Source organism: Rhodococcus sp. DK176 (assembly GCF_038447315.2).
In the GTDB taxonomy this organism is placed as follows: Bacteria; Actinomycetota; Actinomycetes; order Mycobacteriales; family Mycobacteriaceae; genus Rhodococcus_F; species Rhodococcus_F jostii_A.
In genome coordinates, this window is the sequence record NZ_CP118323.2 from 219,570 (window position 1) to 231,728 (window position 12,159).

The 12,159-nt window shown below is 67.5% G+C and carries 12 protein-coding genes; 3 read left to right on the top strand and 9 right to left on the bottom strand.

Translation table 11 applies throughout. The annotated features are described in order from the left end of the window. Nucleotides 1–5: 5 nt before the first annotated feature. The 4 genes from PSR88_RS39680 to PSR88_RS39695 all read right to left on the bottom strand — a co-directional run bounded on the left by PSR88_RS39680 (nucleotide 6) and on the right by PSR88_RS39695 (nucleotide 2,791). A complete protein-coding gene (locus PSR88_RS39680) occupies nucleotides 6–569 on the bottom strand; it encodes a CBS domain-containing protein (RefSeq protein WP_016881412.1) in 564 nt (187 codons plus the stop codon). A 319-nt stretch (nucleotides 570–888) separates the two neighbouring features. After that, complete coding sequence (locus PSR88_RS39685; protein ID WP_029538609.1) at nucleotides 889–1,785, bottom strand: universal stress protein; 897 nt, start codon at nucleotides 1,783–1,785, stop codon at nucleotides 889–891. A gap of 106 nt (nucleotides 1,786–1,891) precedes the next feature. Further along, entirely contained in the window at nucleotides 1,892–2,149 is a 258-nt protein-coding gene (locus tag PSR88_RS39690) for a hypothetical protein (protein ID WP_016881414.1), read from the bottom strand. A gap of 57 nt (nucleotides 2,150–2,206) precedes the next feature. Continuing rightward, a complete protein-coding gene (locus tag PSR88_RS39695) occupies nucleotides 2,207–2,791 on the bottom strand; it encodes a CBS domain-containing protein (protein WP_016881415.1) in 585 nt (194 codons plus the stop codon). A gap of 176 nt (nucleotides 2,792–2,967) precedes the next feature. Here PSR88_RS39695 and PSR88_RS39700 point away from each other — a divergent pair, with 176 nt between their 5' ends. Continuing rightward, nucleotides 2,968–4,071 (top strand): 3-oxoacyl-ACP synthase III family protein, encoded by a 1,104-nt coding sequence (locus tag PSR88_RS39700; RefSeq protein WP_029538612.1) that lies wholly within the window; start codon nucleotides 2,968–2,970, stop codon nucleotides 4,069–4,071. After that, nucleotides 4,055–4,930 (top strand): 3-oxoacyl-[acyl-carrier-protein] synthase III C-terminal domain-containing protein, encoded by an 876-nt coding sequence (locus PSR88_RS39705; protein ID WP_342338989.1) that lies wholly within the window; start codon nucleotides 4,055–4,057, stop codon nucleotides 4,928–4,930. Before PSR88_RS39700 ends, PSR88_RS39705 begins: the two co-directional genes overlap by 17 nt. A gap of 443 nt (nucleotides 4,931–5,373) precedes the next feature. Here the strand turns inward: PSR88_RS39705 and PSR88_RS39710 are convergent, their stop codons facing one another. Together PSR88_RS39710 and PSR88_RS39715 are read right to left on the bottom strand one after the other, a co-directional pair. Beyond that, a complete protein-coding gene (locus tag PSR88_RS39710; protein ID WP_016881418.1) occupies nucleotides 5,374–6,036 on the bottom strand; it encodes a hypothetical protein in 663 nt (220 codons plus the stop codon). Further along, nucleotides 6,033–6,218: a hypothetical protein gene (locus PSR88_RS39715; protein WP_016881419.1), complete on the bottom strand. Its 186-nt coding sequence runs from the start codon at nucleotides 6,216–6,218 to the stop codon at nucleotides 6,033–6,035. Before PSR88_RS39715 ends, PSR88_RS39710 begins: the two co-directional genes overlap by 4 nt. A 157-nt stretch (nucleotides 6,219–6,375) precedes the next feature. Here PSR88_RS39715 and ppsA point away from each other — a divergent pair, with 157 nt between their 5' ends. Further along, nucleotides 6,376–8,748, top strand: coding sequence for a phosphoenolpyruvate synthase (ppsA, locus tag PSR88_RS39720; protein ID WP_016881420.1), 2,373 nt, complete (start codon nucleotides 6,376–6,378; stop codon nucleotides 8,746–8,748). A 272-nt stretch (nucleotides 8,749–9,020) separates the two neighbouring features. On the opposite strand, the gene PSR88_RS39725 is transcribed toward ppsA, so the two are convergent. The 3 genes from PSR88_RS39725 to PSR88_RS39735 are packed head-to-tail and all read right to left on the bottom strand — an operon-like array spanning nucleotide 9,021 to nucleotide 12,107. After that, complete coding sequence (locus tag PSR88_RS39725) at nucleotides 9,021–9,974, bottom strand: 1-phosphofructokinase family hexose kinase (protein WP_016881421.1); 954 nt, start codon at nucleotides 9,972–9,974, stop codon at nucleotides 9,021–9,023. 55 nt (nucleotides 9,975–10,029) lie between these two features. Beyond that, on the bottom strand, nucleotides 10,030–11,544 hold the full coding sequence (locus PSR88_RS39730; protein ID WP_342338990.1) for a bifunctional aminoglycoside phosphotransferase/ATP-binding protein: 1,515 nt from the start codon (nucleotides 11,542–11,544) through the stop codon (nucleotides 10,030–10,032). Between the two features lie 14 nt (nucleotides 11,545–11,558). Continuing rightward, nucleotides 11,559–12,107 carry a GNAT family N-acetyltransferase gene (locus PSR88_RS39735; protein WP_029538622.1) on the bottom strand — a complete coding sequence of 183 codons (549 nt, stop codon included), beginning with the start codon at nucleotides 12,105–12,107 and terminating at the stop codon, nucleotides 11,559–11,561. Between the last annotated feature and the right edge of the window lie 52 nt (nucleotides 12,108–12,159).

The window sequence follows — 12,159 nt, forward strand, 5'->3', positions numbered from 1 at the left end:
GTGTCTCAGGACAGGGTGAACTGAACGTCTGCGACGCCCGGTACGGTCTCGGCCAGGCCCGTCACCACCTCTCGTTCCGGATCGTCGAGCGCGAGCCCGGTAATCGTGACCTTGCCGTCTGTGATCTGCACCGTCCACCGCCGTGATCCTGCGTAGACGTCGAGACGGTGTTGTACTTCCTTCGCGATGAGGGTGTCGTCCACTGTCAGGAGCGCGAGAAGATCACGCCGGGTGACGATTCCGATGACATCGTGTTCGTGGACGATGGGAATCCCGCGCAGGCCCGCGCGCAGCATCGCCGACGCGAGGTCACTGACGTCGGTGTCCGGTGTCATGGTGACGACCGGGGTGGTCATCGTCTCGGCCGCCGGCAAGTCGGGACGGGGGAGTGTGTGGAACTTCGCGCGGAGCAGATCGCCCTCGGAGACGATGCCCGCCAAGTGATGCGACTCGTCGACGACGGGTAGGACGGTGAATCCCGAGCTGGCGAGGATGCGGAGGCATTCGTCGACCGGGGTCGACGGAGTCACGGTGGTGACCGGGCTGCTCATGATGTGTCGAGCGTGCATGACGGCACTTTCCTTTCGAGAACCGTGTCACGGGCGGTGCCGATGGGCGGCAGGTGGGTGGGCCTTTCGTGGATGCCTCGGTCGGAAAATCCGGCTCCTCCATTGGACGCGGTATCCACCGGGCCTGGGTAGGGTCTCCGGTCACCTGTTCACAGACCACATCCCAGGGCGGCGCCGCCGCGAGCGGGGATGACGGCGAAGCACGGAGTGGCGGTGTCACGCAATCCCCTTCGCGTCCTGGTCAGTACCCCGAAGAGATGGCGCCCTGCGCCGTCTCGTTTCGGACCGGACCGGACCAGCCGAAGCAGGTGTGCTGATGTCACCGGCGCACGATCAGCAGCGGGCAGGTGATGGTGTGGAGGAGTGCCCGGCTGGTCGAGCCGAGCAACGGCGAGGTGAAGCCGCCGCGCCCACGACTGCCGGTCACCACCAATTGCGCTTCCTGCGATTGCTGGAGCAGGTGGTGAACCGGTCGATCCCGGACGACCACCTTGCGGACGGACACGTCCGGATACTTGTCCGTCCAGCCGGCGAGGCTCTCCGACAGGACGGCCTGTTCCGCGGTTTCGATTGCCGACCAGGCCGATGCGGTGACGCTGGGATCGGCAGGGGCAAGCCTCAACATGCTGAAGTCACTCCACGCGTGCACCGCGACCAGATCGACGTCGCGCAGGCAGGCTTCCTCGAACGCGGCCGCGATGGCCGGTTCGCTGTTCGGTGAGCCGTCAACCCCGACCACCACCGGACCGTCCAACGGCGGCCCGTCCATGTCGGGCATTGAGCGGATCACCGCCACCGGGCAGGCCGCATGACTGGCTACCGCGGAGCTGACCGATCCCAGCAGGCCGCCGGTGAGCTCTCCGAGCCCGCGGGAACCGACAACCAGCATCCGAGCCGACTTCGCGGCGTCGAGCAGGGCAGGCACGGCCGAGCCGTGAAGCAGCACCGTCCGGAGGGGGAGGTTAGTGCCGCGCACACTGCGCCGGGCGAGTTCCGCCGCGGCGGCGAGCCGCTCGGCACCCACATATTCCACACCGGTGAAGGCGCCCGCGGACAGGTTGACAGCGTCGCCGAACGTACCGGGCGCCGTCAGCAGGGAAGACACCAGAAGCAGCGGGGCCCGGTGGAGGACGGCCGCGGCCGTCGCCCAGCGCACGGCGTCGAGCGATTGCGCCGATCCATCCACACCCACGACGATCGGTGAATCTGTCGTCACGTCGATTCCTCGTCTCTGTTCGTTCACCCCGGCCGAGTCGAGAATGCGCCGCCGCGTGACCGTCTCGATCGGGCGCACAGCCAGCTCCGGATCGCCGAGCGGGAGCTCACAGCGAGTTCACGCCCTGCAGAAGTAGGGTCGGCAATCCCGGAACCATCAGTCCGACACCGACGGACACGATCGCGGCCCCGGCGACACGGTGGTGTGGACTGCGGAAGACACCGAGTCCGATGAAGACGATCCCGGATGCGCCCCCGAGGATAGTGAGCGGAGTTGTCACCGACAACGCGACAAATCCCACGATGGTGGCGGCGGCAACCCACGGCCAACGCAGGTCTCGGGCGTCGAGATACCGTGCCTGCATTGCTGCCTCCTGCCGGGGAAGGTCGAGGACCGGTGTCGCATGACGGCTCGTGGGTGGCTACTCGGGCGGGAAGTGCACCTCGGTGATCCCTGGCACGGTGTCGGCCAGTGCGGCGATGACATTACGTTCCGGGTCCTGCGGTGTGGCACCGAAGATCGTGGCGGAGCCGTGGGCGACGTCGACGCGCCATCGGCCGGCTCCGCCGTAGACGTCGAGGCGGTGTTGCACTTCCTTGGCGATCTGGGCGTCGTCGGTGGTGAGGATGGCGATGAGATCGGGTCGGGTGACGATCCCGAGGATGTCGTGATCGTGGACGATGGGGATGCCGCGCAGCCGCGATCGAAGCATGGCGGATGCGAGTTCGCTGACCTCGGCGTCGGCCGTCATCGCCACGACAGGGCTGGACATCACGTCTCCTGCGGTCACCTCGTCCTGCGTCGCCACCGGGTCGACCCCGCCCAGCTCACGGAATCGGGCACGCAGGAGATCGCCCTCGGACACGATGCCCACGAGATGCTTTCGCTCGTCGACGACCGGGAGGACCGTGAAGCCGGACTTGCCGACCAGCTGGAGGCATTCGTCCACCGAGGTGGATTTGTCCACCGTGGTGACCGGGCTGCTCATGACGTGTCGTGCCTGCATGACGACTCCTCTCGTTGTCCTCAGCGTCGGCGCGCCGCGGCCCCGGGACAAGGGTCCTAGGACCTCACCTCGTCGAGTTCCTCGGAGAAGACTTCGAAGGTCCCCGGAAGGGACCAAATGCCCTGGTGACGAGATCCCCGGTGCGCGATCGTGAAGTGAGCACGGAGGTGGACGGGATGGTCAAGCGTTGGCTGGTCATGGAGACCGAGAACGACGGCCTGCGAATGCCGTTCGCGTCCCGTCTCGCCGGGGCCGGCCGGCATCTGCCCGCCACCCATCTCACGACCACGGACCTGATGTCGACCACCCGGCACTCGACCCACATCGACCTCGAACGCCTCACCGGGATCCGCGAGCGGCGGGTGTCGGTCGGGGACGAAGACTCCTACACGCTCGCGATCTCGGCGGCACTGGATTGCCTGGAACGGGCGAACCGGGACGCCGGGTCGATCGATGTGGTGGTCAGTTGCAGCATCACCAAGTTTCACGGCGGTCTCACCCAATGGGTGGAACCGACGATGAGCAGTGCAGTAGCCCAGGCGATCGGCGCGGGAACGGCGATGACCTTCGACCTCTCGAACGCGTGCGCCGGAATGTTGACCGGGGTGACGGTGATGAACAACTGGATCCGTCAGGGCATCGTCGAACGGGCGCTCGTGGTCAGTGGTGAATACATTTCGCAGCTCGGACAGAATGCTGCCCAGCACATCCGGAACATCATGAGCAAGGAACTTGCCTGCCTGACCCTCGGCGACGCCGGGGCCGCGCTGCTCCTCGAACGTGCCCCCGTCGGATCGGCCGGGATCGGCCTGGCCGGTTTCACCACCGTCGCCGACTACAGCCGGCTCTGTCTCGCCTACCCGAAGGGCGGCGACCCCGGCGCCCGGATGTTCACCAATTCTCGGGGCATCCAGCGGGCGGCGATCGCGGACACCCCGCTGTTGTTGCACGAGGTGCTCGACGCCGCTGGGATCTCCCTGCACGACATCGATCACGTGATCACGCACCAAACCTCGGCGCGGGCGATCCGCAAAGGGATGGCCGAGGTGACCGCCACCCTCGGCGATGCTCCGCGGCACGACGCCGTGATCACCGTCGACCGATACGGGAACACGGCCTCGACGACCCACACCGTCGCGCTCGTCGAGGAACTCGAAGCCGGCCGCATCCGAGCGGGGGAGACCGTGGCGTTGATCGCCCTCGCCTCGGGCTTGGAGATCGGCGTCGTTCTGTTGACCCTGGACGAGGAATTGGTGGCACGCTATGGGCACCGTCATTGATCGGCTCGACGTCACCCGCGGCGGCTGGCGTACCCGGCACAGTGCATTGCATCTCGCGGTCTCCGCTGCCCAGACCTGCCTCGAACGGGCCGGCCGACACGCCGACGACCTGGACCTGCTTGTCAACGTCGGGATGTACCGGGACCGGAATCTGGGCGAGCCCGCCCTCGCTGCACTCATCCAGCAAGACATCGGAGCCCACCCGGAGGACCCCCACGACGACACACACGGGACCTTCTCGTTCGACGTCGCCAACGGATCCTGCGGGGCTCTCACCGGACTGCAGATCGTCGACGGATTCCTGCGGTCACACACCATCGACTGGGCGCTGGTGGTCGCCAGTGACGCCGATCCCGGCCGTGGGATGAGCGAGCACTTTCCGTTCGCGCCGACGGGCGGGGCCATCCTCTGCCGGTGGACCGACGACGAATTCGGCCTCGGGCCCGTCCGCTGGGTGAACTGCCCCGACGCCGGTGAAAGCTTCTGTGCCACCGTCGGACTCGAGGATTCCCGGAACGTACTTCGGTTCCGGGAGTCGGAGTCGAGGGACGAGCGATTCGCGGCCGCCGGAGCGCAGGCGGCACGGGAATGCCTGAAGGCATCCTCCCTCGGGCTCGCCGACGTCGATCTGATCGTGGCCGCTCCCGCCCGGCGGAAGTTCCGCACGGCACTCGCCGAACATCTGGGTGTCCCCGTGCCGCGGATTGCGGTCGCGGACGACGAACGGATGCATACCGCGTCCCTCGTGGCAGCCCTGGACCGCCGGACCGGCGGAATCCCGGCCGGGAACCGAGTCCTGATCATCGCCGTGGGTGCAGGGGTCACCGCCGGTGCCGCCCTCTACAGCGAACAACCCTGAGCCCGGCAGGCAACTGGATTCTCGGCCACCGGCGGAGGCCGACCCTTGGGTTGAGTTCGCCGAGGCCCACTGCGATCGAAACCAACTGTGGACAAGTGAAAGTCGGCTTGGCATCGGTGATGATGACAATCCTCGTGCTCGTCCCAGCATGTGCGATGGTTTCCAAGAACGCGCAGTCGGAGAAGGCGCTCGGCGGGTCGTCCTGTTGCCGCGTACCGCCTGCAGTAGCCGCAGATGGGTGGGGACGACTTCGCCCGCCAGAGTCGCACCACGTCGCCCGGCACCCAGGTGATGACGTCCACCCGGCTCGGGGCGCCGTCGCGGAGAATCGCGCGCCGCATGCGTGGATGTAATGCCGCAGTGGCGCGTTCGGCACGGTGTTGGTGGGCGAACCCCACCCCGATACTTGCAGCCGTACTTCTCCGAACAGGTGTGGTTCCGCTTCAGTCTGGTCGCGCGGCTTCGGTTCCGGAGGCCGATGCGAGAGCGCGGATGGTGAGGAGCATCTTCCGGCTCATGACGAAACCGATCGGCTCCATGAGTAATGGCCCGAAGGACAGTCGGCTGACGAGCCCGGGTCCGCAGAAGCTGCAGCCCCGCTCGAGCAACCGGGTGCACCCAGTACGGTCGCGAAGGAGATGAAACGCCCAGATGAAGGCGTCGCCGGTGCGAGGGTCGCGTGCGTGGAGGACCAGGCGTGCATTCGGTTCGACCGATGCGACGGTCAGCGGGGGCGCCTTCGGGTGCAGCCGCACCTCGTCGCCGGTGTCCAGGTTCTGGCAGTCGCGAAGTACCTTGTCGGTATTACGCATGCGGCAGCCGATGAGGTTCTCGAGTCCGACGTAACTGTAGAAGCCGCCGCGGCCCTGACCCATCTGGACGATCCAGGGCCACACCGCTTCCGGTGGCGCGTCGACCGTGACGGCGTGTGTGTAACCCCATGTGGGGTTCTCGATCAGGTCGTCTCCAGGTAGCGCTGCCGCGGCCTCCGTTGCGGTCGCACCCCACGTCGTGCGCCACCGGCGTAGCGGTTTCGTCAGGATCACGTGCACCGCAATCAACACCGCGCCGCCGATGGACTGCCAGATGAGCGTGACACGCGTCACCGCCCTGTCTCCTGTCCGGGTCGCCGGGTATCGACGCGGGCGGTGGCGGAATCGCGACTCCGATTGTTGTCGGGTTCGGCTGCCTCGGCGGTCGGTCCCCGCCCCCGGTGACCTGCTCCGGCACGGCCGGCGAGTTCGGTGGTGGCCCCGTGTTCGCTTGCCGTGGTGACCAGAATTCTCATCTCGCGGCTCCGTTCGGTCGAGGTACGTCCCATCATCAAGCCGGGAGACCAGGAATGGACAGAGTATTACGGCCCCGCGCGCACGTGGCGGTGACTTTGGACCCTGTGCGGTCCGATGTCGACGGTGTTCGCTGGACCCTGACGACGAGGAGACCTCATGAATCCGCAACAGGCGGTGGTCGAACACCGTTGGGTCACGCCGATCGATCAACTCGGCTTGTCCGACGCGCCATCGGTCGGGGGCAAGGCGGCAAATCTCGGTGAGCTGACGCGAGCACGTTATCCGGTCCCCGCAGGATTTGCCGTCACCGCGGAAGGCTACCTGCAGGCGATGGACGAGGCGGGAGTGCGCGACACCCTGCGAGAACACGCGTTGCCACCCGCCGGAGCCGACGACAGCGTCTTGACCGCAGCGTCGCACGAGTTGCAGGCGACCGTTCTCGGCGCTCCGGTGCCCGCTGCCCTGCGCGCGGAAATTCTCGGTGCGTACCGCGGACTCGGCGACGGGTCGCCGAGGGTCGCGGTGCGCTCGTCCGCACCCGCCGAAGACGCCGCCGACACCTCGTTCGCAGGTATCCACGACAGCTTCATCGGCATATCCGGTGCCGACAGGCTCATCGAGGCGATCACCAAGTGCTGGGCGTCGCTGTGGTCCGAACGCGCACTCACCTATCGCAGTGTCCAGGGAGTGACCGAGGAACCGTCGATCGCGGTCGTCGTGCAATTGATGGTCGACGCCGACCAGTCGGGCGTGGTCTTCACCGCAGATCCCAGAACAGGCGCACGCGACCGCATCGTCGTCGAAGCGGCGACCGGACTGGGTGAGGTGGTGGTGGGCGGCCAGGTGGAGCCGGACACCTATGTGGTGGCGAAGTCGGGATTCGCGGTGATCGACGCCCACATCGGGTCACAGTCGTTCTCCCTCACCGCGGATTCGGATGGGGAGCATGCGGTGGAGATTCCCGCTGAGGCACGAGGCCGGCGCGTTCTCACCGACCAACAGCTCGAACGATTGGCGTTGCTCGCCGCCGCGGTCGAAGACCACTATCACGTTCCCCAGGACCTCGAATTCGTCTTCGCCGCCGATCGGTTGTGGATCGTCCAGACACGCCCCATCACGACGCTGGGACAGTCCCGGACTCGTCCGGAGGAGGAAACCCGTGCGTCGACGGGCACGGTCCTTGTCCACGGGCTCGGCGCCGGTCCCGGAACCGCGTCCGGCCGGGTCCGCATCCTGCGGTCCGTCTCCGATGCTCACCGGCTGTCCGACGGAGAGATCCTCGTCGCACCCATGACACGCCCCGACTGGCTTCCGGTGCTGCGGCGTGCGGCGGCGATCGTAACGGACGGCGGCGGGATCACCTGTCATGCGGCCATCGTCGGGCGCGAGCTGGGACGTCCCGTGGTCGTAGGTACCCGGACCGCGACCAGCGAACTGGTGGACGGGGCGATCGTCACCGTCGACGGCGATTCGGGGGTGGTCTACGACGGCGCGGTATCCGGTCCTGCACCGGAGTCGTCGGCGACGGGTGCCGTTCCTTCACTGCGACCGGCGACCGATCGGGCCGGTGGGGGAGCGGCACCGGAGGTGACGGCCACCTCCGTGTACGTCAACCTCGCCACCCCGGACGCCGCCGACCGGGTGGCCGCCGCCGACGTCGACGGAGTCGGCCTGCTGCGCGCCGAGTTCATGATCATGGACGCGCTGGGCGGGACACACCCGGCCGCGATGATCGCGCAAGGCCGCCGGGACGAGTACGTGGCCAAGATGGCGGCGGCGGTCGAACGCATCGCCGCCGCATTCTCCCCGCGTCCGGTCATCTACCGGGCCATCGATCTACGCACCAACGAATTCGCCGACCTGGCCGGTGGCGACGTGGAGCCTCACGAAGACAACCCGATGATCGGCTACCGCGGCTGCTTCCGCTACGTGCGCGAACCCGAACTGTTCCGCCTCGACCTGGACGTGCTGTTCACCGTCCGGAAGCGCTACCCGAACGTGCATCTGATGATCCCGTTCGTCCGTACCCGGTGGGAGCTCGCACAGTGCCTGGCCGACCTGGACTCCCATCCGCTGGGCGCGGATCGCCGCATGCGCCGATGGATCATGGCGGAGGTGCCGTCCGTCGCGTACTGGATTCCGGAGTACGCGGCCCTGGGCATCGATGGTGTCTCCATCGGGACCAACGACCTCACCCAACTGGTACTCGGAGTCGATCGGGATTCCGAAATCTGCCGGGACCTGTTCGACACCATGGATCCCGCGGTACTCGACGCCATCGACGTCATCATCGAGCGGGCCACCCGTGCCGGGCTCACCACTTCCCTGTGCGGGCAGGCGGTGTCGACCAATCCCGCTCTGGCGGAACACCTCGTACGCAAGGGCATTACCTCGGTGTCCGTGGCACCGGATGCCCTCGCCGCGACCCGCCACAATGTCTCGGCCGCCGAACGCAGGATCCTGCTCGACCGAGCGCGATCTGATCTGCGAACGTCCGCGGAGGGCGACCGGCGCGGAGGAACCGAATAAGCGAACCCGTCGCGACACCGATCAAGCAGCACCGCTGACTTCTGTGGGCATCGACACTGTGCTGCCTGTGGCCGTGTTACAGCTGCCCGACGCACGTCACGCGGGGTCGTGGTGAGGGAGGGGGATCCGCTCACCGTCGCGGACGGCGCCCGGGCGCAGCTCGCCCCGGGCGTACGGCGTCGTCTATTCTCAACTCGCGCTGGACGGTTCACGATCTGATCCGGACTACGCCGAATTGTGCGCGCGCCGGTCTCCCTCTCGCGCACGGGTGACTATCCGACGGTGGTGCCGGCCGCGGATCCGTCGGTGAGCAGTGCATAGAATCGCTCGACGTCGGCTCGCCGGCACAGGGCGGTGCCCGGTGTCTGCAGCATGGCCGCCCCCGCGGCGATCCCGTACCGGACCGAGTCGCTCAACGACCGACCGCGCGCCAGACCGCAGATCACGCCGGCGACCATACTGTCGCCCGCTCCGACACCGCTGACCACGGCGACGTCGACTGACGGGAAATATTCGTCGCGGTCCCGGGTGACCAGCAGTGCCCCGTCGGCGCCGAGCGAGAGGACGATCACCTCGCAGACCCCCCGGTCGATGATTTCCCGAGTCGCGGCCACCTGGTCGTCGATCACCGATAATTCCCGCCCCGTCCAGTCCCGGAGTTCGCGGATGCTGGGTTTGACGAGAAAGACACCGCCCCGAAGTAGTCGCAGGGCCGGACCGGAGGTATCCACGATCACTCGCGCACCGAGGTCACCGACGACGTCCGCCACCTGCTGGTAGAAGTCGGCGGGCACGCCCGGCGGCAGACTCCCGCTCACCACCACATAGTCAGCGCCCGACGCGACCTCGGTGACCAGGTCGAGGCACTCCATCTGCTCCCGCGCGGTCACTATCGGTCCTGGCAGGACGAATCGGTACTGAAGACCGGTCTCGTTTTCGTTGATCGTCAGGCTCTCCCGGGTGGAGCCGCGGATCGTCCGGCTGCGGATGGGAACGCCTTCGGTGGCTACGAGGTCCTCGAGGGCGCGGCCGGTGTGGCCGCCGGAAGGAAACACCGCCGTCGCGGGGGTGCCGAGAACGTGCAGGACTCGGGCGACGTTCAGGCCGCCGCCGCCGGGATCGCGGCGAGGCGCGCCGCAGCGCACCTTGTCGGTGGGGGCCACCCGGTTGGTGCTCGTGGTGATGTCGAGCGCGGGATTCATCGTCAACGTCACGATTTCGGGCATGGGCTCTCCTGTCGTCGGGCCGTCCGGGCCGTTTCCGGCGAACCGGCTTCTGTGACTAGTCATCTCGCCACCCCGAGGTGGACTGCCACATCTGCTCCGCCGCCTGCACGCTGTCCCCGGCGGCGGTGTCGGTGTCGACCGGGGTGGCCGACGTCCACGCCGCGGCACTCGCGGCCATCGCGTCGTACACCGCGGGGGTGGCATCCGAGTCGCCGGAGGGGCGGCTGTCGATTCTCGCGATCGCCACGGCACGTGGTGCCCTGCATTCGATTTCGACGAGATCGCTGTGGGTGCCGGACGCGGCGAGCGCTGCGCGCTCCCGGTGCATCGGTTGTGTCCACGACGCATCCAGAACGACCGATCGTCCCGCTGTGAGGTGGTCGCGGGCGCGCCGCAGCACCTCGGCGTAGGTGCGGTCGGTCATGGCGGGGCGGTACAAGCCCTCCCCGAATCCGGTCACCTGCCGGGAATGCGGCTCGACGCCGGCGAGTTCCTTGCGGACGCGGTCGCTGGAGATGACGACGGAGCCGGTGATGTCAGCCAATCCGCGCGCGAGTGTGGATTTTCCGGTGCCGGGTAGCCCGCCGACCAGTGCCATTCGCACGGTTCCGGCGCGCAGATGCTTCAATGCGAGGTTGCAGTGCGCCCGCGCATCCTCGCCGGCCGCGCGGGAACCCTGCGTGTACCGCAGGCAGGCCACCTTCGCGCGGACGAACGCCCGATAGGCGATGTAGTGATGCTGCAATGATGCCGGCGGCTCATCGCGTGCCGCGGCGCAATACCGATCGAGAAACCGCAACCCCAGGTCTTCGCGTCCCAGGTACTCGAGATCCATGGCGAGGCATGCCGCGTCGTCGATACAGTCGACGTGGCGTAGGTGGTCGTCGAAGTCGAGGCAGTCGAGAATGCGCGGCCCGTCTGCGAGGCAGAAGATGTCGTCCGCCAGAAGATCGCCGTGACCATCGACTATCCGGCCTTCCCGAACGCGGTACTCGAACAGCCGTTTCCGCCCCTTCAGATACCTGAGGGCCCGCGCCTGCACCTCGTGGACGTCCGCCGCCGGGAGGACATCGCACCGGTAACTCGTCACTTCGGAGACGTTGGCTCGCCACCGTGCGGCCACCGCTCCGGGCGTGGCGTCACAATCGATCTCCGCAGACTGCTCCGCCCCGGCGTGGAATCGGGCGACGACGGCGGCGATCGCATCCACCTGCGCGGTGGTATCGTCGCCGCCCCCGCCGACCAGCCGGGCCAGTCGTCGGTCCGACGGCATCCGGCGCATCTTGACCAGCGCTTCGGTCGGTCCTCCCGCCGGGTCCGTCAATTCGGCGACACCGAGATACACGTCGGGGCACAGCCTGCGGTTCAATGCCACTTCACGCTCACAGGCCGCCCGCCGCCTCGCGGCGGTGCCGAAGTCGGCGAACGCTGTCCGGATCGGCTTTTTCGACTTGAAGACGACATCACCGATCATAACGACGGAGGCCGTGTGCGTTTCGACGACGTGGACGTCGAGCTCGCCGACGGCCCGCGTCGGTGAATCCCTCGAGACTCTCTCGGACGCCGACATGAGACTCCGCCACTCTATCGGCGAAGTGCCGTCGGACCCGCGGTCTTGGGCTCGTCGGCATTGAGGTCGAGGTCGAGGTGAAGGGTGGTCCCGTGGCGGCGCAGCGCGTGGGCCCACCCAAGGTCTCGGATCACCTCGAGCATCAAGGTGTTCTCCGTCAGCACCTCGGCCGTCATCCGCCCGATGCCGTGCGCACGCGCTGCGTCGACGAGCCGAGTCAGCAGCATCGTTCCGATGCCGTGCGATTGGTACTCGTGATCGACCACCAATGCGAATTCGACCCACGGGGAGACGCTGCCTGCCTGCTCAGCCGGACTCACGTAGTTCGCGACTCCGACCAGGGTGTCGCCGATGAAGGCACCCAGCGCGCAATGCCGCGGGTCTTGCCGGCACAGTGACTCGGCCAGATCCTCGAACTGCTTCGGACGCGCCCCGAAGAACCTCAGGTAGGCGTCACGCCGGTCCATCCGCTCGTGCAGATCCCGCACATCGTCTCTGTCGGTGGGTCGAAGGGAGCGCACGACGACGCCCGTTGTGACCGCGTGTGGCCTGCCGGCTTTCATGCACCGTCACCTCCGTCGTCGGCCGTTGGAACTCAGTCAATCGCGGGGCCGG